The organism is Rhizobacter sp. Root1238 (assembly GCF_001425825.1).
Classification (GTDB): Bacteria; Pseudomonadota; Gammaproteobacteria; order Burkholderiales; family Burkholderiaceae_C; genus Rhizobacter.
Map to the genome: position 1 here is coordinate 25,051 of NZ_LMDM01000020.1, position 19,043 is coordinate 44,093.

Sequence of the window (19,043 nt, forward strand, 5' to 3'; positions counted from 1 at the left end):
TCGGAGGGTGGTCAGCGCAAGCGTTGCGGCGCCAGTGCGCGCGGGTCGACGCCCTGCCGCACCAGCTCAGGCGGCAGCGCGGCAGCGCGCAGCAGCGAAGCAGCCAGCGCCGCGGCACCGGCCGCGCTCTGGATGCCGTAGCCGCCCTGGCCGGCGAGCCAGAAGAATCCGGGGCAGTGCTCGTCCCAGCCGATCACCGGCTCGCCGTCGCGCACGAACGAGCGCAGGCCGGCCCAGGTGCTGGCGGGCCGGCGGATCGTGAGCGTCGTGACGGCCTCGATCTGGTGGATGCCGAGCGCGATGTCGAGCTCCTCGGGCACCACGTCGTGCGGCACGGTCGGGTCGGCATTCGCCGGCGAGCCGAGCAGCCGGCCGGCGTCGGGCTTGAAGTAGTAGCTTTCGTCGACGCCGACCACGGCCGGCCAGCCCGACACGTCCGATCCTTCGGGCGCGTTGAACGTGAAGGCGCTGCGCCGGTGCGGCACCAGGCCGATCGGCGCCGCGCCGAACACGGCCGCCACGTCGTCGGCCCAGGCACCCGCGGCATCGACCACGGTCCGCGCCTGCACCGCCTCGCCGTCGGCCAGGCGCAGCGTCCAGTGGTCGTTGCTGCGCTGTGCGGCGATGACCTCCGCATTGGTGCGAAGCTCGCCGCCGCGGGCACGCATGCCGCGCAGGAAGCCCTGGTGCAGCGTGTTCACGTCGATGTCCTGCGCGCCGGGCTCGTGGAGCGCACCGTGCACCACCTCGGGCCGCAGGCAGCCGACACGGGCCAGCGCTGCATCGGCGCCGATCCGCTCGAGCACGCTGCCGCTGGCGGCCAGCGTGCGCTGCATGGCGTCCAGCAGGGCTTCCTGGCCGTGCGTGGCGAGGTACAGCACGCCGCGCGGTGCCAGCAACGGGGCGGAGGCGAAACCGTCCGGCGGCGCCTCGTAGAACGCCCGGCTGGCCCGCGTCAGCGCGCGCACGGCCGGCGGGCCGTAGCTCTCCATGAACATGGCGGCCGAACGGCCGGTGGCGTGGTAGCCGGGCTGGCTTTCGCGCTCCAGCAGCAGCACGCTGCGCTCGCCGGCCAGCTGCCAGGCAAGCGACGCACCGGCGATGCCGGCGCCGACGATGGCGACATCAAATTCTCTCATACGAGAATTCTCACATGCGAGAATCGTGCCCGCAACCCCTTCGACCGAAACGATGCCCAAGCTTCGAACGACGAGCCGCCCGCCCGCGCGCACGACGGCAGCCGCCTTGCCCGACCGCGAGCGCGTCGGCGAACGCCTGCGAGCCATCCGCAAGCGGCACGGGCTGACGCTGGGGGCGCTGTCCGCCCGCTCGGGCGTCGCGCTGTCGACCTTGTCGAAGATCGAGCTCGGGCAGATCTCGGTGAGCTACGAGAAATTCGCGGCGGTCGCGCGCGCGCTCGACGTCGACATCGCCTCGCTGTTCGATCCGGGTGCCGACGCGGCGCCGGCCGCGGGGCGCGGGCCGGTGGTCGTGCGCACCACGCTGGACGCGGCGCCCCGCTACGACGCCGAGAACTACGACTACCGCATGCTCGCCACCGGGTTCCCGGCCAAGCGCATGACACCGCTGCACGGCATCGTCGTCGCGCGGCAGATGGCGCAGTTCCCCGACTACATCCGGCACCCGGGGCAGGAGTTCGTGATGGTGCTGTCGGGCCGCGTTCGCATCCACTTCGAGACCGGCGAGGTGATCGACCTCGCGCGCCAGGAGTCGGCGTATTTCGACAGCGGCGTCGGCCACGTGTACCTGTCCACCGGCAAGGCGGACGCGCGCGTCGTCGTGGTGATGGCGGAGTGAGGAACGGCGTGACGGGCGAGACGGAACCCGGCCGGGCTCATCGTCATTCGTGTGGATGGCGTCGCCCCGCAGCGTGAGCAGAATGGGGCGCTTGCAGGGAGAGCTTCCACATGAGCCATGACATCGCGTCGCAGCGCCGGCGCCTGCTGCTGTTGTCCGGCCTGGGCGGATCGGCCTTGGCGGCCGGGCCCGCCCGTGCCGAGGCCCAAACGGATTGGGCCCACGGCGGCCACCACCCGCCCAGCCTGGAGACCCGGCTCACGCGCCACTACGGCGTGCGCCATCCCTTCGTCGGCGCCGGCATGGGCTTCGTCGCGCTGCCGTCGCTGGTGGCGGCGGTGTCGAACGCCGGCGGCATCGGCGTGCTGGGCAACGGCATCGAGCCGCCGCCCGGCACGCAGGCGCTGATCCAGTCGATCAAGGCCACGACAGCGCGGCCCTTCGGCGTGGATTTCATCTTCGACGACTCGGCGTTCGGACCGCTGGTGACGCAGGCGCACATCGATGTCTGCATCGCCGAGCGGGTGCGCCTGGTGGTGTTCCACATGAACGTGCCGCCGCGGGCCTGGGTCGACCGGTTGCATGCGGCGGGGGCCCGGGTGTGGATGCAGGTGGCCTCGGTGGCGCAGGCGCTGGAGGCGGCAGCGGCCGGGATGGACGCGGTGATCGCCCAGGGATCGCAGGCCGGCGGCCACAACAAGAGCACCACGCGCACGCTCCAGCTGCTGCCGCAGGTGGTCCGTGCGGTGCGGCCGTTGATGGTGCTCGCCTCGGGCGGCATTGCCGATGGGCGGGGCGTGGTCGACGCGCTGTCCCATGGCGCCGATGGCGTCTGGGTGGGCACGCGCCTGGTCGCGTCGAGCGAGGCGCATGCGCATCCGGAGTACCAGCGCCGCATCGTCGAAGCCCGCGGGCATGCCACCGTCACGACCACGCTGTTCGGGCCGGAGTACCCCGGGCGGCCGTACCGCGTGCTGCGCAACCGGGTCGTCGACGAATGGGCCGGCAGGGAAGGGCAGGTGCCGAACCCGCCACCGCCACCCGCCGTGATCGGCAGCACGCTGCTGTTCCCGCTGACGCTGAAGCAGAACTACAGCATGCCCAAGTTCAGCGCGATCGTGCCGACACCGGAGACGAGCGGCGACTTCGAGGAGATGGGACTGCCGGCCGGCTCGGAGAGCGTGAAGTTCATCAAGCGGGTGCAGCCGGCGGCCGAGATCGTGCGGGAGATGATGGAAGAAGCGCAGGCGCTCATCCGCGTGGCGTGACGCCAGCACCGGGATGCCCGGCGATCTGCCGCGTTGTCTGCCCGAGGAATCGCTTCAGCTAATGCGTCAGGTGGGCCTGGTCGGTGAATTCGAGCTCGGCGGCCACTTGCGACGGCGCCAGCCCGCGCACCAGCGCCAGCGCCAGCGACTGGCCACGACCGAAGCCCGGGTCCACCGGTTGCGGCCAGCGGGTGGCTGCGAGGCGGCGCTGCAGCTCGACGATCTGCGCTTGCGCGATCTCGATGCGGAACGGGCGGATCGTCGTGTTCATGTCAGCGGGTTTGACACGTGCATTTACTGTAGCTACAGTAAACGATGCGAATCGAGTTCGATCCGTCCAAGGACCGCGAGAACAAGGCCAAGCACGGTGTCTCGTTGGCCTTGGCGGCTGAACTCGACTGGGACGCCGCACTGGTCTGGGTCGATGATCGCTTCGAGTACCTCGAACTGCGCATGATTGCGCTGGCCCCTGAGACCAACACGCTCTACTACGTTGCCTTTGTCGATCGTGGAGACGTGCGGCGCATCATCAGCTTGCGCAGGGCCAATCGCCAGGAGGTCAACCACTATGTCGAAAGCAGTTAAGCGACCCGTGATTGCAGTTCCGACTGCAGCAGAAGACAGGGCCATCACCGCGGCGGCCAAGGCCGACCCTGATGCGCAGCCCCTGACGACCAGGCAATTGAAGGCCATGGTTCCGTTGCGAACCCTGCGCGGTCGGCCGAAGGTGGAGAACCCGAAGCAACTGGTGTCCGTTCGCTACAGCCAGGAGGTGCTGGCGTTTTTCAGGGCCACCGGCGACGGCTGGCAGTCACGCATGGATGGGGTGCTGCGCGAGTACGTGACGCGCCAGTCGCGCAAGGCACAAAGGTAGCGCCCGGTATGCGGGCAGGCTGGGGAAGGGACGAGTTGTCCCGTGGATCGCTTCTTGCTACCGTCTCCAGCTTCACTGACCACGGACTGCAGAGCATCACATGCCAGGAAGTATTTCCCTCGGGCCCGTCGGCCGATCGCTGCTGGCCGCCACCGCGATCGTCGCGGGCGCCTCGTTCGCAAGCGGTGCCGCGGCCCGCGACCTCGTGGTGGCGCTGAAGACCGAGCCCACGTCGATGGACCCGCAATACCACGCGCTGACGCCGAACATCCAGCTGTCGCAGACGCTGTTCGAACCGCTGGTCTGTGTCGATGCCGACCTGAAGCCCGAGCCCTGCCTCGCCGAATCCTGGAAAGCCGACGGCAAGGTCTGGACCTTCAAGCTGCGGCCCAACGTGAAGTTCTCCGACGGCTCGCCGATGACCTCGGCCGACGTGCTGTTCACGATGGACCGCGTGCCCAAGGTGCCCAACAGCCCGTCGTCCTTCAAGGTCTACCTGCAGAAGGTCGAGAAGATCGAGGCCCCCGATCCGCTGACGGTGCGCATCACGACGACCGAGCCGTACCCGCTGCTCGCGATCAACATGGTCGGCCTGCCCATCATGTCGGCCAAGGCCGCCGCCGGCTCGGCCCCCGAAGGCAAGACCACCACCGAGCTGAACGCCGGCAACGGCCTGGTGGGCACCGGCCCGTACAAGTTCGTCTCGTGGAAGCGCGGTTCCGAGGTCATCTTCGAGCGCAACCCCCACTACTGGGGCAAGGCACCGGCCTGGGACAAGGTCATGTACCGCCCGATCAGCAACCCGGCCGCGCGCGTCGCGGCGCTGCTGGCAGGCGACGTCGACCTGGCCGAAGACCCGCCGACCGACGACCTGGAGCGCCTGCGCAAGGAACCCAAGCTGACGGTGGAGACCAAGGCGTCGAACCGCATCATCTACGTGGCGCTCGACCAGAACGGCGACACCACGCCCGGCATCACCGCCACCGCCGGCGGGCCCGTGGCCAAGAACCCGCTGCTCGACAAGCGGGTGCGCGAAGCGCTGTCGCTGGCAGTCGACCGCACGGCGCTGGTCTCGCGCACGATGGGCGGCGTCGCGACGCCTGCCGCGCAGCTGCTGCCCTACCCGATGTTCGGTGCGAGCAAGAACCTCGTCACCGCCGCGAAGCCCGATCCCGAGAAGGCCAAGGCGCTGCTGAAGGAGGCCGGCTACCCCGACGGCTTCACGCTGGTGCTGGGCACGCCGAACGGGCGCTACATCAACGACAGCAAGGTGGCGCAGACGCTGGCGGCGATGTGGACGCGCATCGGCGTGAAGACCTCGATCGATGCCAACGCGCCGGCGGTGTTCTTCAAGAACCGCGACACCTACACCTACAGCGCCTACCTGGCCGGCTGGGGCACTGCGACGGGGGAGATGTCGAACACGCTGATCGCGCTGCTGGTCACGCCCGACAAGGACAAGGGCCTGGGCACCACCAACCGCTCGCGCTATTCGAACCCCGCGATGGACAAGCTGGTGGCCGACGCCTCGTCGCAGATGGACGACGCCGCCCGCGCCGCGACGCTCGCCAAGGCCAGCGAACTCGCGATGGCCGATTTCGCGATGCTGCCGATCCACTTCGAGCACTCGGTGTGGGCGATGAAGAAGAACGTCAGCTTCAAGGGCCGCGCCGACCAGCAGACGATGGTCCAGTACGCGGTGCCGGCGAAGTGACCGGCGTGCGAGCAGGGCAGTACCGGGCACGCTGATGTCGGCTTTCATCATCCGCCGCCTGCTGCAGGCGGTGCTCGTCATGGCCGTCATGTCGGGCCTGGTGTTCGTCGGCCTCTATGTCGTCGGCGACCCGGTCTCGATGATGGCCAGCGCCGAAGCCACCGAGCAGGACCGCGCCGAGATCCGTGCCAGCTTCGGCCTCGACAAGCCGCTGTGGCAGCAGTACGGCATCTTCATGTCGCATGCGCTGCGGCTCGATTTCGGCAAGAGCTTCCTGACCGGGCAGTCGGCGATGGGCCTGATCCTGGAGCGCATGCCGGCCACGCTGGAGCTCGCGCTGGTGTCGATGGGGCTGTCGGTGGGAGTGGGCATCCCGCTCGGCATCTGGGCCGGCCTGCGGCCGCAGGCGATCAGCACGCGCGGCATCATGGCCGGCTCGGTGCTCGGCTTCTCGCTGCCCAACTTCTGGGTCGGGCTGATGCTGATCATGGTGTTCGCGGTGCAGCTCGGCTGGCTGCCGGCCAGCGGGCGCGGCGCCACGGTGCACCTCGGCCCGCTCGACCTCAGCGTGCTGACGCTCGACGGCTGGTCGCGCCTGCTGCTGCCGGCGGTGACGATCGCGCTCGCGAAGACCGCGCTGATCATCCGCGTGACGCGCGCCGCCACGCGCGAGGCGCTGCCGATGGACTACATCAAGTTCGCACGCGCCAAGGGCCTGGGCTGGGGCCGCATCCTGCGGGTGCACCTGCTGAAGAACATCATGGTGCCGATCGTCACCGTCGGCGGGCTCGAATTCGGCCAGGTGGTCGCCTTCGCGGTGGTCACCGAAACCATCTTCGCGTGGCCCGGCATGGGCAAGCTGCTGCTCGATTCGATCATCACGCTCGACCGGCCGGTGGTCGTCGCCTACCTGATCCTGATCGTGTTCTTCCTGGTGATGCTGAACCTCGTGGTGGACGTTCTCTATTCGGTGCTGGACCCGCGCGTGCGGCTGCAAGGGGTCAAGGCATGACGACCGAAGCCTTGGCACCTCTGTTGCCGCCGCCCGAGACACCGTGGCAGCGCCTGCGCCGCGAGTTCATGGCCGACCGGCTGGCGGTGCTCGGGCTGGTGCTGCTGGCGCTGGCGCTGTTCGCCGCGGTGTTCGCGCCGTGGATCTCGCCGCAGAACCCCTACGACATCGGCAAGCTCGACATCTTCGACTCGAAGCTGCCGCCCGGCAGCCGCGACGCTGCCGGCACGATGACCTACTGGCTGGGCACCGACGGCCAGGCGCGCGACCTGCTGTCGGCCATCCTCTACGGCCTGCGCACCAGCCTGCTGGTGGGCGGCGTCTCGGTCGCGGCGGCGCTGGCGATCGGCAGCGCGGTCGGGTTGGCAGCGGCCTATTTCGGTGGCTGGATCGACGCGCTGCTGATGCGCATCGTCGACATCCAGCTGTCGTTCCCGGCGATCCTGGTCGCGCTGATCCTGCTGGCCATCCTCGGCAAGGGCGTCGACAAGGTGATCCTCGCGCTGGTGATCGTGCAATGGGCGTATTTCGCGCGGGCCGCGCGCGGCGCGGCGCTGGTGGAGCGCGCGAAGGAATACATCGAGGCCGCGCAGTGCATGTCGCTCGGCTGGCCGCGCGTGCTGTTCCGCCACATGCTGCCCAACTGCCTGCCGCCGCTGATCGTCATCGCCACCATCGACCTGGCGCATGCCATCGCGCTGGAGTCGACGCTGTCGTTCCTCGGCGTCGGCGTGCCGGTGACCGAGCCGTCGCTCGGCATGCTGATCGCCAACGGCTACGAGTTCCTGCTGTCGGGCAACTACTGGATCTCGTTCTTCCCCGGCATCGCGCTGGCGCTGGCGATCGTCGGCATCAACCTGGTGGGCGACCACCTGCGCGACATCCTGAACCCGCGCAACGCGCATTGACACGATGACCGTCCTCGACGTCCAGGGCCTGCAGACCCATTTCTTCACGCACGGTGGCGTCGTGAAGGCGGTCGATGGCGTCGACCTGCGCATCGGGGCCGGCGAGATCCTCGGCCTGGTCGGCGAATCGGGCTCGGGCAAGAGCATCACCGGCTTCTCGATCCTCGGGCTGATCGACCCGCCCGGGCGCATCGTCGGCGGGCACATCCGCTACCTTGGCGAGGAACTCGTGGGCGCGCCGGAGCGCCGGCTGCAGGCGCTGCGCGGCAAGGAGATCGCGATGATCTTCCAGGACCCGATGATGACGCTGAACCCGGTGCTGCGCGTCGACACGCAGATGGTCGAGGCGATCCACGCGCACGAGAAGGTGACGGCGAAGGCGGCGCTCGCGCGGGCCCGCGATGCGCTCGCGATGGTCGGCATCCCGTCGCCCGACGAGCGGCTGCAGGCCTACCCGCACCAGCTGTCGGGCGGCATGCGGCAGCGGGTGGCGATCGCCATCGCGCTGCTGAACCACCCGCGGCTGCTGATCGCCGACGAGCCGACCACCGCGCTCGACGTGACGATCCAGGCGCAGATCCTGTACGAGGTGCAGAAGCTGTGCCGCGAGACCGGCACCGCGATGGTGTGGATCACGCACGACCTGGCCGTGGTGTCGGGCCTGGCCGACCGCATCGCGGTGATGTATGCCGGCCGCATCGTCGAGAGCGGTGCGACGGCCGACGTGATCGCCACCCCGTCGCACCCCTACACGCGCGGCCTGATCGATTCGATCCCGACGCGGGCCACGCATGGCACGCTGCTGCGGCAGATTCCCGGCATGACGCCGTCGATGCTGCAGCTGCCGCAGGGCTGCGCGTTCCGGCCGCGCTGCGGCCGCGCCACCGAGGCCTGCCTCGCGGTGCCGCAGGCGGCGCCCGGCCCCGACGGCAAGACGGTGCGCTGCTGGAACATGCTGACGCCCGAGCCGGCCTGAGGACCGCATGGACACCGTTCTCGACCCCATCCCCGTGGACCACGCCGGCACCGCCGCGCCGCTGCTGCAACTGCGCGGCGTCTCGAAGCGCTTCGTGCAGGACATCGACCTGGCAGCGCGCATCGCGAACCTGCTGGGGGCCGGCCACCGCGCGTCGGTGGTGCAGGCGGTGGCCGGTGTCGACCTGGAGATCCGGCCCGGCGAGGTGATCGGCGTGGTCGGCGAATCCGGCTGCGGCAAGTCGACGCTGGGCCGCGTGGTCGCCGGCATCACGCCGCCGACCGAGGGCAGCGTCAGCTTCCTCGGCAAGCCGGTGGACGCGATGGATGCCGCCGAGCGCCGTGCCTGGGGCCTGGGCGTGCAGATGATCTTCCAGAACCCGATGGCCTCGCTGAACCCGCGCATGCGGGTGATGGACATCGTCGGCGAGGCGCCGGTGGTGCACGGGCTGGTGAAGGCATCGCAGAAGGGGGAGTACGTCGAGGGCTTGATGCGCCAGGTGGGGCTGGACCCCGGCTACGCGCAGCGCTACCCGCACCAGTTCTCCGGCGGGCAGCGCCAGCGCATCGGCATCGCACGTGCGCTCGCCCTGAAGCCGCGGCTGATCGTCTGCGACGAGGCGGTGGCGGCGCTGGACGTGTCGATCCAGGCGCAGGTGCTGAACCTGTTCCTCGAACTGCGCCGCGAGTTCGAGCTGACCTACCTCTTCATCAGCCACAACCTGGGCGTGGTGGGCCACGTGTCGGACCGGGTGGTGATCATGTACCTGGGCCGCATCGTCGAGGTCGCGACGACCGAGACCATCTTCAGCGCGCCCAACCATCCGTACACGCAGGCGTTGCTGTCGGAGCTGCCGACGCTCGAGACCGCGCGCCGCGCCTACCTGCCGATCCAGGGCGAACTGCCGTCGCCGCTGGCGCCGCCCCCGGGCTGCGCCTTCCACCCGCGCTGTCCGCATGCGATGCCGCGCTGCAAGGTCGAGGCGCCGGTGCTGCGCCCGCTGCAGGCGGGCCACACCAGCGCATGCCACCTCAACGATCCCCCGCCATGACTGCCGTCCTTCCAGGCGTTCCGACGCCGTTCCCGCCGTTCACGCTGCGCCTGCCCGAGGGCGAGCCGGTGCCGCTGGTGTGCGACTCGCCGCACAGCGGCGTGTTGTACCCCGACGACTTCGGCCACGTCGTGCCGTTCGAGCAACTGCGCGGTGCCGAGGACACCGACGTGCACGCGTTGTGGCAGGCGTTGCCGTCGGTCGGCGCGACGCTGCTGGCGGCGAATTTCCCACGCGCCTACATCGACCCGAACCGCGACATCGACGACATCGACCCCGGCATGCTGGCCGAGCCGTGGCCGACACCGCTGCACCCGAGCGAGAAGACGCGCCTGGGCATCGGCCTGATCTGGCGCGATGCGGGCAAGAACGGCACGTGGCCGATCTATGCGCGCAAGCTGCCGGTGGCCGAGGTGCAGCGGCGCATCGCGACCTGCCACGCGCCGTACCACGCCGCGATGCGCGAGCAGATCGAGGCGGCGCATGCGCGCTTCGGAGCGGTGTGGCACCTGAACCTGCACTCGATGCCCGCCGATTCGTACGAAGGCCTGCAGATCCGGAGCGACCATCCGCTGGCCGACTTCGTGCTGGGCGACCGCGACGGCAGCACGGCCGCGCCCGAGTTCACCGCACTGGTGGCCGAGGCATTGCGCCGGCGCGGCTTCAGCGTGGCGCTGAACGACCCGTTCAAGGGCGTCGCGCTGATTGCGCGGCTGGGCCGGCCGGCCGAGCGCCGCCACAGCCTGCAGGTGGAGATCCACCGCGGGCTCTACATGAACGAGACCACGCGCGAGCGCAGTGCCGGCTTCGCCGCCTTGCAGAATGCGCTGACCGCCGTCTCCCGAGAGATTGCCGACTACGTGAAGGACCAGGTCCCATGACGCTCATCGCCGAAATCGAAGACAGGCACGCCGAGTTCACCGCGCTGCGCCGCGACATCCACGCGCACCCCGAGCTCGCCTTCAAGGAGACGCGCACCTCCGACCTGGTGGCCGAGCGGCTGGCCGCGTGGGGCATCGAGGTGCACCGCGGCCTCGGCAAGACCGGCGTGGTCGGCGTGCTGCACGGCACGCGCGGTGCCGGCGAGCGCGCGATCGGCCTGCGCGCCGACATGGACGCGCTGCCGATGCCGGAGCACAACCGCTTCCTGCATGCATCGAAGGAGCCGGGGCGCATGCACGGCTGCGGGCACGACGGGCACACCGCGATGCTGCTGGGTGCAGCGCACTATTTGTCGACGCACCGCGATTTCGAGGGCACGGTGAACTTCATCTTCCAGCCGGCGGAGGAGGGTGGCAATGCCGGCGCGAAGGCGATGATGGACGACGGGCTGTTCGCCCGCTTCCCATGCGAGGAGATCTACGGCATCCACAACATGCCGGGCTTCGAGGCGGGGCATTTCGCGTTCCGCAAGGGGCCGACGATGGCGTCGAGCAACCGCTTCGACATCGTCGTGCGCGGCACCGGCGGGCATGCGGCGCAGCCGCACAAGGCGGTCGACACGATCGTGATCGCGGCCGAGATGGTGGGGGCGCTGCAGACGCTGATCTCGCGCCACAAGAACCCGATCGACGTCGCGGTGGTGAGCGTGACGCAGATCCATGCGGGCGATGCGTACAACGTGCTGCCGGGCGAGGCGGTGATCCGCGGCACGGTGCGCACCTTCAGCACCGAGGTGCTCGACGAGATCGAGAGCAACATGCGCCGCATCGCCGAGCTGCTGCCGCAGGTGCACGGCGGCGCCGGCGAGCTGAAGTTCCACCGCGCGTATCCGCCGCTGGTGAACTGGGACGCGCAGACCGATTTCGCGATGAAGGTGGCGCAGGACACGTTCGGTGCCGACAAGGTCGACGGCAACACGCCGCAGCACGGCGGCGCCGAGGATTTCTCGTTCTACCTGCAGAAGGTGCCGGGCACCTACCTCTTCGTCGGCAACGGCGGCGGCGGGCACCGCGAGGCCACGTACCACGGCATGGGGCCGTGCGAGCTGCACAACCCGAACTACGACTTCAACGATGCGCTGCTGCCGGTGGGCGGGACGTATTGGGTGCGGTTGGTGGAGGCGTTTTTCGCGCGGGGGTGAGAGGGCTTCGGGTCAGTGACGCAGCGGGTGATGCACCACAGCAAAGCGCTCCGACAAGGCCGCCAGCCGCTTGTCCAGCGTCCACAACTCGGTGCCCGGCATCATCAGGGTCGATGCCAGGAGCGTGATGTCGATCAGCCCGCAACCCAGCCCGAACAGACCTTCACTCTCCACGAAGGCCAGCACCTCCCGCATGCTGGCCTGCTGAGCCGGCTGTAGCCGCGCCAGGTCGGCAAGAGTTTGCGCTCGAGACGGCGGTGTTCCGCAGGCCAGTTCGCCCAGGATCATCGGATGGATCAGCACCAGGTCCATCGCAAGCAGGTTCATCAAGGCAGTGTTGCGCTGCCGAAAATGGGCGACCCACACCGATGTGTCGACGAGCACCCGCGTCATCGGCGGGCGCCCTCTCGTTGCCGGGGAATGTCCGGCATGTCCGGCATCGTCGATCCGAGCGCGGAGAGGCGCTTGGCGGCCTGCACCCTCACAAAGGTCTTGATGGCTTCGCGGAACAGGTCGGCCTTGTCCATGTCCGGTTCGGCCACTTCAAGGGCCTCCTGGTACAGCGCATCGTCGATGGTCACGGTCGTTCGCATGGCAGCCTGTCAGCATCAAAAACGATGCCATTTTGAATCAAAAAGTACATCAATTCAACGGGTGCCGGCACCGCTCGACGAGCCCGATCGCGTTCGACGCGCAGCTCCCCAACCCTGTGGATGCGCACGTGCACGGCCTTGCCTACGATCTCGTCAACAAGATCCTCAAGAAGGAGCCGACGATGCAAACCATTGCCCTGGGCTCTCGCTGGCTGAGCCTGGTGTTGCGGATCAAGCAGCCCATCCAGCTGACACAGGGGATGGTTGCCGACGTTGAGGCCGGGCAGCGGACGCTGCAGGTGCTCGGAGTGGCTTAGCTCGGGCTCGCATGCGAATCGCAGTCTGGATCGCCGTCACGTTGCTGGCCGCGACGGGCCTCCCGGCTGATGCGCAGGAACGCCCGCAGCCAGCAAGCACACCGGCGCAGACGCGCGTGGGCGTCGGGCAACCTGTCGCCGTCGTCGCCGCGAACAGCGACGAGGCTGTCGTGCGCGTCGTGTTGCGCGATACGGACGGCGAGCCGTCGAACGAGGATCTGTCGACCGGACTCCTGGTGGCGGCTGGTCAGCCGGGCCTGGTTGTCCGGCCCGGCGTCGTGCTGCTCGACAAGGAGCGGGTGACTGCGACGAAGGGCGATTTCGCCGTGACGCTGCGCGTGACAGGCCTCTTCGCCTTCGGCGAGAGCAGCGCCTCGTTGCTCTACAAGGGAAGGCAGGTCGAGGTGCTGCGCTTCTCGAAGGTCGGGCTTGCGCTCAAAGCCGCGAATCCGCCGCCGTACATCGCGCACGAAGACCACGCGCTGATGCTCTCGCTCGAGAACCCTTCGGGCTTCGAGTACCGGACGGTACGGGTGCGCCTGCGGGTGGCGGACAAGGACGCTTGCCGTCTCGAAGCCGATGCCTTTCCAGGTCTTGTGCCTCAGGGTGCAGCACAGGCGCCGAGCCCGGCGCCAGGGGCCTCGTCGGCTCCGCACCCGGAGTCGGCTGCGTTGTCGGCCGCGGGCGACGATCCCTGCAAATCCCATCTCGCCTGGAACGCCTTCTCGGTACCGCGCTACGCCGCGATGACGCTGCGGGTGCAGCCGCCGGCGGAATGGTTCGTCGACCCGGCCACCGGGTATCTGCGCAGCGCCAAGCGCAATGGCTTGCTGACGTTGCGCTTCGAAGGCGGCACGGGCGGCCTGATTCACGAGCAGAACCTGCCGATCGAGGTGCAGTTCGAGCCGTCGCCGTGGTCGCTGTCGAAGACGCTGGCGCGAGTCGGTGCCTTGTTGCTGGCCGGTGCGGTGCTGTCGCTGTTCCTGCACGTCTCGGTGCCGAACATCAAGCGCAAGAACCTGTTGAAGGACCAGCTGACAGAGGCCGCGAAGCTGACGACCACGATTTCGAGCGAGGTCGACAGCACGCTGCGGGTGCTGCTGCGCGTCGAGCGGCTGGCGCTCGACGAATTGCGGCAGTCCGAATGGCCGATCAGCCCGAGCTATGCCCAGTGCGCCCGCCGTGTCGAGCAGGCGTTGCCGACGCTCAAGCGCCGCATCGATGCCGTGCGCCGCCTCGACGCCACGCTGATCCGCCTGAAGCTGGCAACCACGCAGAATCCGGCGCCGACGCGCATCGAGCAGATCGAGTCCTACATCGCATCAGTGTCCGAGGTGCTGAAGCAGGACAGCCTTTCCGAGGAGGAATGGGTCTTCCTCAACCAGCGGCTGGAGGCGGCCCAGAAGCTTCTCAGGGAGCCCACGCAAGCAGAGAAGGAGGCCTTCGAAGCACTGCTGTCAGGGCGATGGAAAGCGATCAAGGCGCACTTTCAAATCGACGAACCCGGCAAATTCCATCTGTCGTCCAACCTGACGCAGAGGATGTCGGCATGCGTTCCGGACGCGCGCTTGTTGCCCAACGCGGACGACCTGGATGGCATCAAGTGGATTCGGGAAGTCGGGCCGACGCGTGCAGACCTGCAGCTGTACGCGCTGAACCTGCTGTGGGAGTTCGAGTTCCTGTTGCCGACCCAGGCGAAGGACCATTGGCAGAAGGAGCAGGGCGAGCTTGCAGACCTGCTGGCGACGCCGGTGCTGGACAACCTTCGCAAGGCCAAGTCGTTGCTGCGCGAGTTGGCCGAGAACGTCTCGGAAGAGACGGTCGTCGAGGCGCTTCAGACCGGGATGGCCGACATCGCGATGGATCCGGCGATTCCGCGCCCGAACCAGCGCATCCGCTTCAGCGTCCGGTTCCGCGATGCACGACTCAACACCGCGGCGGCCCGTGGGCAGGTGACCTGCCATTGGACGTTCTGCGACCGGCGGCGGTGGAGCCTGGGCAGGGCCATGTCGAGGCAGTTGCATCGGTTCGGGGGCTGGATGGTGGGCATGGAGGCGCCGGTGCCGGAGAAGCCGCTCGGCGAGCAGGGTTGGTCGGTGCACCACTATGTCGAACGCGACATCAAGCGCAGTGACATTTCGGTCAGGTTCAGCAAAGCGAGCGGCAAGTTCATCGACCTTTCGCCCGCAGCCCCGCCCGCCGGGCCGGTCTGGCACACGCAATCCGAACCCGTCTACCGCAGCCGCCGGTCGCGCGAAGGCTCGCAACGCTTCTGGATCGAGATGCTGCAGATCGGCGCCGCCCTGCTGGTGCCGCTCGCTACGCTGGCGTCGCAGACCGTCAGCGAGGGCAGCACCGGCGGGAGCTGGTGGCAGCTGGTCGTCATCGGCTTTGCCTCCGACACGATCAAGAGCATTCTCGTCGGCCGGCAAGATCCGCCGGCCGGTTCCACCCCATGAGTCCAAGGAGGGAGCCGTGAGCCTGCACCCCATCATCTACATTCGTGGCTATGCGATGACCGAAGCGGAGCGCAACGAAACGGCGGCGGACCCGTTCTGCGGATTCAACGTCGGCTCGACCGTCTACCGCGCCACGCCGGACAAGACTGCCCGCGCCGACAAGTTCGTCTTCGAGTCTCCAGTGCTGCGTCTCGTCACCGACTACGGCTATCGCCACGTCTACCAGAATGGCGCGGACATCCTCGACCCCGACTGGGCACCGGCACCCGGGCCGAATGGCGAGAAGCGAGAGGGCATTCCTGCGCAATCGGTGATCGTCTATCGGTACTACGACGACGGATCGGGCGTGCTCGGTGACGGCGAGGCCAAGAGCATCGAGACCTATGCCCAAGGGCTGAGCGACCTGATCCTCAGGATCAAGGACTTGGTGGGCGCCTGGCGCAACGCCGATGGCACGATGATCGCCCCGGAGAACTTCCGCTGCTACCTGGTGGCGCATTCGATGGGGGGCCTGGTGGCGCGGGCATTCCTGCAGAACCCGCAGCTGGGGCACCGCGACGCGCGACGCAGCGTCGACAAGCTGTTCACCTTCGCCACGCCGCACAACGGCATCGACGTCGGCGGCTTCAATGTGCCGTCCTGGTTGTCAGCCGCCGAATCGAACACCTTCAACCGCACGCGCATGGCCGACTTCCTGGACATGGCGGACGTCGCCGAGGCCAACGGCAATCGCGTCGACTTCATCCCCGAGGATGTGCTGAGTGCCGACCGGACCTTCTGCATGGTGGGCACCAACCGGGGTGACTACGAGGTGGCCCAGGGTGCCGTGCGTGCCTTCGTGGGCCACGGCAGCGACGGGTTGGTGCGCATCGCCAATGCGTCGTTGTGGGGAGTGGACCGCGCCACGCTGCGGCCGACACGGCCCGTCGCCACGGCGTACGCCTATCGCTCGCATTCGGGCCACTTCGGGATCGTCAATTCCGAGGAGGCATTCCAGAACCTGGTGCGTTTTCTCTTCGGAGATCTGCGCGTGGATATCTGGGTGGACATCGAAGCGCTGAGGTTGCCGGCCGGGCTGGAAGACCAGGCCGAGAAGGTCGATGCGCTGTACCAGTTTGAACTGCTGGCGGCGGCGCGTGGCAAGCGCTGGTTCCTGAGCCGCAGGGTTGCCGAGGAAGACTCTCCAGCGTGCCGTACGCAACGCCAGCTCGCCGCACCCGAGCGGCCCGAGGACGCGTCGATCTACATGTCGACGGTCTTCCTGTCGAACCGGGCACGGGTCAACACGGACCGCCCCTCGCTGGCCTACGCGATGACGTTCGCCGCCCGGGTGCCCGACTACCAGGTCGAGAAACGCTTCTGGCCCGACCAGCACTACGAAGGCGGCAACCTGTTTCGCGACACCGCGATCATCGAGATGACGCCGCCGCAGGCTGCCGGCGACGGATGGGCGGTGAAATACAACTGGCTCAGCAAGTCGGACGGCGTTGCCACGAAGAAGCTCAGGTATTCCGAGCTGGTCGGCAACGCGGTGCAGATCGAGATCCCGTTCGACAACCCGAAGAAGCCGGGCATCAAGGGAAAGATCAGGCTTGTCGTTCGCCCGTGGAACACTGCGTGAACACGCATCTGTCGGATGAACTCGCGATGGCGCCGACCGGCCACCTGCACCTGCCGATGCCGGTCGATGCCCGGCTGCGCAGGATCGTCGAGATGATCATCGATGACCCGGCCGACCGCGGAACGACGCAGACCTGGGCGCAGCGCGCCGGCCTGAGCGAGCGGACGATGGCGCGCCTGCTCGCGAGGGAAACCGGCATGAGCTTCGGCCGCTGGCGCCAGCAGCTGCACCTGATGCTGGCGGTGAAATGGCTGGGCATCGGCTCGTCGGTCCAGCAGGTCGCCGATCGGCTGGGCTACGAGAGCTCGGGCAGCTTCGTCACGATGTTCCGCAAGGCGATGGGGACCACGCCGGGGCGCTACATCGCGCCGTGAGCCCGGATCGCCGGATCGCCTTCGCGCGATGTGCCCGACCCCCACGGAGGTCCGCCGGTCAGGCCGATGGATGGAGCGCAGGATCGGCGCGCAGCCCCTCGATCAGCAGGTCGAGCAGCGCCCGGACCTTCGCGTTCGGGCGCCGGCCTTGCCGGTGCAGCACGTGGATCGGGACCGGACCGGTCTCGTACGCCGCGAGGATCAGTTGCAGCCGGCCGTCGCGCAGCGGTTCGCGCACCTGGTACGACATCAGGCGCGCGATGCCGAGGCCGGCGGCCGCGGCCGTGATGGCCGCGTCATTGGAGGTCGTCATCAGCGTCGGGCGCAGGTCGCAGACCAGCGTGTCGTCGCCGTCGGCGAAGCGCCAACGCGTGGTGGCGGTCAGGCCGGTCGAAGAGATGATGGTGTGGTCTGCCAGCTCGCGCGGGTGCTGCGGCATGCCGCGGCGTTCGAGGTACGCCGGCGAGGCGCACAGCACGCGGCGGATCGTGCCCACGCGCACGGCCTGCAGCGACGAGTCGGGCAGGTCGCCCAGGCGCACCGCCACGTCGACGGCTTCGTCGTCCAGGTTGACCACGCGGTCGACGAAGAGGCACGCCGCCTGGGTGTCCGCGTGGCGGCCCAGGTAGTCGGTCACCAGCGGGGTGACGTACAGGTTGCCGAACATCGCCGGTGCGGTGATCGTCACGCGGCCGCGCGGCGTGCCGTGCACGCCGGTCACCGCGCTGTCGGCGTCGTCCAGGTCCGAGAGCAGGCGCCGGCCGTCCTCCAGGTAGCTCGCGCCGGCGTCGGTCAGCCGCACGACCCGCGTCGTGCGCGTGAACAGCGGAACGCCGAGGTGCTTCTCCAGGTCGGCGACGGCGCGCGTCACGCTGGCCGGCGAGAGATTGAGCTTGCGTGACGCGCCGGCGAAACCGCCGGCCTCGGCCACCGCGACGAAGACACGAAGTGAATGCAGCTGGTCCATCGCGCCAAGGATAAACATCAACTCGATCGGATCGGCACCGAACCCGAGGGTTGCCGCACCGAACCGCGGCGGGTCGGACCCTAGACTGGACGCGTTCCAACTTCCCGTCCACCGGTCCACGACATGCTTTCAAGCCCGACCCGTCGCACGCGCCCGTTGCCCGACGGTGCCGACCTGGCGCGCAGCCTGCACGTCCGCCCCGGCGTGGGGATCGCTGCCCACGTGCTGCAAGGGCAGGGCCTGCAGATCCTGCGCATGCGCGTGGACCAGCCCGCGCTGATCGTCGTCGACCGCGGCGTCAAGGCCATCCGCACCGAGCGCGGCGCCTCCGTCGAGGCCATGCCGGGACAGGCCGTGGTGCTCGGCGGCAACCAGACCGTCGACTTCACGAACTCGGTGCCGGACGGCACGCACTACGAGGCGCGCTGGCTGCTGTTCGACGACGCGCTGCTGGCCGATGGCCACTACGCCGGGCTGGCGTCGCAGGTCGGCCCACGGGGCAAGCCGCCGGCACCGGTGCACCTGCTGCGGCGGGTGTCGGCCCACCTGGCCGACGCGTTCGAACGAGCCGGTCACGCGCTGGCGCTGGGCGAGGAACTGCCCGCCGCAGTGACGCGCCTGCGCATGCTCGAGGTGATGCAGTGGCTGCTGGAAGACGGCATCGTGCTGCGCCGCGCACCGGTCGATCCCGGTGTCTCGATCCAGCTGCGTGCGTTGATTGCCGGCCGCCTCGACGAGGCCTGGCCGGCGGGCAGGGTGGCCGGCGACCTGGCGCTGTCCGAGGCCACGCTGCGCCGGCGCCTGGCCGCCGAAGGCACGTCGCTGACCGATCTGCTGGCCGACACGCGGATGGCCACCGCGCTGACGATGCTGCAGGCCACGACGCAGCCCGTCTCGCAGATCGCGCTGGCGGTCGGCTACGAATCCCCCTCCCGGTTCGCGGTGCGCTTCCGGCACCGCTTCGGCTTCGCGCCGACGGCCGTGCGCGGCCATGACCGCGCCGGCTGA

21 protein-coding genes are annotated in these 19,043 nt (G+C 68.9%); 16 read left to right on the top strand and 5 right to left on the bottom strand.

What is annotated here, in order from left to right; translation table 11 throughout:
* Positions 1-11: 11 nt before the first annotated feature.
* A complete protein-coding gene (locus ASC98_RS15725; protein WP_056809129.1) occupies positions 12-1,139 on the bottom strand; it encodes an FAD-binding oxidoreductase in 1,128 nt (375 codons plus the stop codon).
* A 52-nt stretch (positions 1,140-1,191) separates the two neighbouring features.
* Here ASC98_RS15725 and ASC98_RS15730 point away from each other — a divergent pair, with 52 nt between their 5' ends.
* Complete coding sequence (locus ASC98_RS15730) at positions 1,192-1,818, top strand: helix-turn-helix domain-containing protein (protein WP_056809127.1); 627 nt, start codon at positions 1,192-1,194, stop codon at positions 1,816-1,818.
* Between the two features lie 110 nt (positions 1,819-1,928).
* Positions 1,929-3,086, top strand: a complete 1,158-nt coding sequence (locus ASC98_RS15735; protein ID WP_082541969.1) for a nitronate monooxygenase family protein — start codon at positions 1,929-1,931, stop codon at positions 3,084-3,086.
* Between the two features lie 58 nt (positions 3,087-3,144).
* On the opposite strand, the gene ASC98_RS15740 is transcribed toward ASC98_RS15735, so the two are convergent.
* Entirely contained in the window at positions 3,145-3,357 is a 213-nt protein-coding gene (locus ASC98_RS15740) for a hypothetical protein (protein ID WP_056809125.1), read from the bottom strand.
* A 44-nt stretch (positions 3,358-3,401) separates the two neighbouring features.
* Between ASC98_RS15740 and ASC98_RS15745 the strand changes: the two genes are divergently transcribed.
* From ASC98_RS15745 to ASC98_RS15785, 9 genes are all read left to right on the top strand, one after another.
* Positions 3,402-3,671, top strand: coding sequence for a BrnT family toxin (locus ASC98_RS15745; RefSeq protein ID WP_056809122.1), 270 nt, complete (start codon positions 3,402-3,404; stop codon positions 3,669-3,671).
* Positions 3,672-3,678: 7 nt separating this feature from the next.
* Positions 3,679-3,960: a BrnA antitoxin family protein gene (locus ASC98_RS15750; RefSeq protein ID WP_235581286.1), complete on the top strand. Its 282-nt coding sequence runs from the start codon at positions 3,679-3,681 to the stop codon at positions 3,958-3,960.
* Between the two features lie 100 nt (positions 3,961-4,060).
* Complete coding sequence (locus ASC98_RS15755; RefSeq protein WP_235581287.1) at positions 4,061-5,674, top strand: ABC transporter substrate-binding protein; 1,614 nt, start codon at positions 4,061-4,063, stop codon at positions 5,672-5,674.
* A gap of 34 nt (positions 5,675-5,708) precedes the next feature.
* Positions 5,709-6,686, top strand: a complete 978-nt coding sequence (locus ASC98_RS15760; protein WP_056809117.1) for an ABC transporter permease — start codon at positions 5,709-5,711, stop codon at positions 6,684-6,686.
* On the top strand, positions 6,683-7,594 hold the full coding sequence (locus ASC98_RS15765; RefSeq protein ID WP_056809115.1) for an ABC transporter permease: 912 nt from the start codon (positions 6,683-6,685) through the stop codon (positions 7,592-7,594). The genes ASC98_RS15760 and ASC98_RS15765 overlap by 4 nt, the downstream gene beginning before the upstream one ends.
* A gap of 4 nt (positions 7,595-7,598) precedes the next feature.
* Entirely contained in the window at positions 7,599-8,570 is a 972-nt protein-coding gene (locus tag ASC98_RS15770; RefSeq protein WP_200953035.1) for an ABC transporter ATP-binding protein, read from the top strand.
* A gap of 7 nt (positions 8,571-8,577) precedes the next feature.
* Positions 8,578-9,621, top strand: coding sequence for an ABC transporter ATP-binding protein (locus ASC98_RS15775; protein ID WP_056809112.1), 1,044 nt, complete (start codon positions 8,578-8,580; stop codon positions 9,619-9,621).
* A complete protein-coding gene (locus ASC98_RS15780) occupies positions 9,618-10,502 on the top strand; it encodes an N-formylglutamate amidohydrolase (RefSeq protein WP_056809110.1) in 885 nt (294 codons plus the stop codon). The genes ASC98_RS15775 and ASC98_RS15780 overlap by 4 nt, the downstream gene beginning before the upstream one ends.
* The gene (locus ASC98_RS15785; protein ID WP_056809108.1) at positions 10,499-11,704 is read left to right on the top strand and encodes a M20 aminoacylase family protein; all 1,206 of its coding nucleotides are present in this window, start codon (positions 10,499-10,501) and stop codon (positions 11,702-11,704) included. Before ASC98_RS15780 ends, ASC98_RS15785 begins: the two co-directional genes overlap by 4 nt.
* A 12-nt stretch (positions 11,705-11,716) precedes the next feature.
* Here the strand turns inward: ASC98_RS15785 and ASC98_RS15790 are convergent, their stop codons facing one another.
* Together ASC98_RS15790 and ASC98_RS15795 are read right to left on the bottom strand one after the other, a co-directional pair.
* A complete protein-coding gene (locus ASC98_RS15790; RefSeq protein WP_056809106.1) occupies positions 11,717-12,097 on the bottom strand; it encodes a type II toxin-antitoxin system VapC family toxin in 381 nt (126 codons plus the stop codon).
* Positions 12,094-12,297, bottom strand: coding sequence for a type II toxin-antitoxin system VapB family antitoxin (locus ASC98_RS15795; protein ID WP_056809104.1), 204 nt, complete (start codon positions 12,295-12,297; stop codon positions 12,094-12,096). Before ASC98_RS15795 ends, ASC98_RS15790 begins: the two co-directional genes overlap by 4 nt.
* Before the next feature lie 32 nt (positions 12,298-12,329).
* On the opposite strand from ASC98_RS15795, the gene ASC98_RS15800 reads away from it, so the two are divergent.
* From ASC98_RS15800 to ASC98_RS15815, 4 genes are read left to right on the top strand one after another with little or no spacing between them, the layout of a single operon-like run.
* Positions 12,330-12,614 carry a hypothetical protein gene (locus ASC98_RS15800; protein ID WP_157597971.1) on the top strand — a complete coding sequence of 95 codons (285 nt, stop codon included), beginning with the start codon at positions 12,330-12,332 and terminating at the stop codon, positions 12,612-12,614.
* An 11-nt stretch (positions 12,615-12,625) separates the two neighbouring features.
* Entirely contained in the window at positions 12,626-15,073 is a 2,448-nt protein-coding gene (locus ASC98_RS15805; protein WP_157597970.1) for a hypothetical protein, read from the top strand.
* Between the two features lie 16 nt (positions 15,074-15,089).
* The gene (locus ASC98_RS15810; protein ID WP_369820454.1) at positions 15,090-16,694 is read left to right on the top strand and encodes an esterase/lipase family protein; all 1,605 of its coding nucleotides are present in this window, start codon (positions 15,090-15,092) and stop codon (positions 16,692-16,694) included.
* A complete protein-coding gene (locus ASC98_RS15815) occupies positions 16,691-17,068 on the top strand; it encodes a helix-turn-helix domain-containing protein (RefSeq protein WP_235581288.1) in 378 nt (125 codons plus the stop codon). The genes ASC98_RS15810 and ASC98_RS15815 overlap by 4 nt, the downstream gene beginning before the upstream one ends.
* Positions 17,069-17,126: 58 nt before the next feature.
* Here ASC98_RS15815 and ASC98_RS15820 read toward each other — a convergent pair whose 3' ends face one another.
* Positions 17,127-18,053 carry a LysR family transcriptional regulator gene (locus ASC98_RS15820; RefSeq protein WP_235581289.1) on the bottom strand — a complete coding sequence of 309 codons (927 nt, stop codon included), beginning with the start codon at positions 18,051-18,053 and terminating at the stop codon, positions 17,127-17,129.
* A 105-nt stretch (positions 18,054-18,158) separates the two neighbouring features.
* Between ASC98_RS15820 and ASC98_RS15825 the strand changes: the two genes are divergently transcribed.
* Positions 18,159-19,043 carry an AraC family transcriptional regulator gene (locus tag ASC98_RS15825; protein WP_082541968.1) on the top strand — a complete coding sequence of 295 codons (885 nt, stop codon included), beginning with the start codon at positions 18,159-18,161 and terminating at the stop codon, positions 19,041-19,043.

Excerpts from the sequence above, each read along its gene's own strand:
- ASC98_RS15780 (WP_056809110.1), top strand. The coding sequence starts at position 9,618 with ATGACTGCCGTCCTTCCAGGCGTTCCGACGCCGTTCCCGCCGTTCACG.
- ASC98_RS15760 (WP_056809117.1), top strand. The coding sequence starts at position 5,709 with ATGTCGGCTTTCATCATCCGCCGCCTGCTGCAGGCGGTGCTCGTCATG.
- ASC98_RS15825 (WP_082541968.1), top strand. The coding sequence starts at position 18,159 with ATGCTTTCAAGCCCGACCCGTCGCACGCGCCCGTTGCCCGACGGTGCC.
- ASC98_RS15775 (WP_056809112.1), top strand. The coding sequence starts at position 8,578 with ATGGACACCGTTCTCGACCCCATCCCCGTGGACCACGCCGGCACCGCC.
- ASC98_RS15785 (WP_056809108.1), top strand. The coding sequence starts at position 10,499 with ATGACGCTCATCGCCGAAATCGAAGACAGGCACGCCGAGTTCACCGCG.
- ASC98_RS15805 (WP_157597970.1), top strand. The coding sequence starts at position 12,626 with ATGCGAATCGCAGTCTGGATCGCCGTCACGTTGCTGGCCGCGACGGGC.
- ASC98_RS15730 (WP_056809127.1), top strand. The coding sequence starts at position 1,192 with ATGCCCAAGCTTCGAACGACGAGCCGCCCGCCCGCGCGCACGACGGCA.
- ASC98_RS15790 (WP_056809106.1), bottom strand. The coding sequence starts at position 12,097 with ATGACGCGGGTGCTCGTCGACACATCGGTGTGGGTCGCCCATTTTCGG.
- ASC98_RS15795 (WP_056809104.1), bottom strand. The coding sequence starts at position 12,297 with ATGCGAACGACCGTGACCATCGACGATGCGCTGTACCAGGAGGCCCTT.
- ASC98_RS15745 (WP_056809122.1), top strand. The coding sequence starts at position 3,402 with ATGCGAATCGAGTTCGATCCGTCCAAGGACCGCGAGAACAAGGCCAAG.
- ASC98_RS15755 (WP_235581287.1), top strand. The coding sequence starts at position 4,061 with ATGCCAGGAAGTATTTCCCTCGGGCCCGTCGGCCGATCGCTGCTGGCC.
- ASC98_RS15765 (WP_056809115.1), top strand. The coding sequence starts at position 6,683 with ATGACGACCGAAGCCTTGGCACCTCTGTTGCCGCCGCCCGAGACACCG.
- ASC98_RS15820 (WP_235581289.1), bottom strand. The coding sequence starts at position 18,053 with ATGTTTATCCTTGGCGCGATGGACCAGCTGCATTCACTTCGTGTCTTC.
- ASC98_RS15770 (WP_200953035.1), top strand. The coding sequence starts at position 7,599 with ATGACCGTCCTCGACGTCCAGGGCCTGCAGACCCATTTCTTCACGCAC.
- ASC98_RS15735 (WP_082541969.1), top strand. The coding sequence starts at position 1,929 with ATGAGCCATGACATCGCGTCGCAGCGCCGGCGCCTGCTGCTGTTGTCC.
- ASC98_RS15725 (WP_056809129.1), bottom strand. The coding sequence starts at position 1,139 with ATGAGAGAATTTGATGTCGCCATCGTCGGCGCCGGCATCGCCGGTGCG.
- ASC98_RS15740 (WP_056809125.1), bottom strand. The coding sequence starts at position 3,357 with ATGAACACGACGATCCGCCCGTTCCGCATCGAGATCGCGCAAGCGCAG.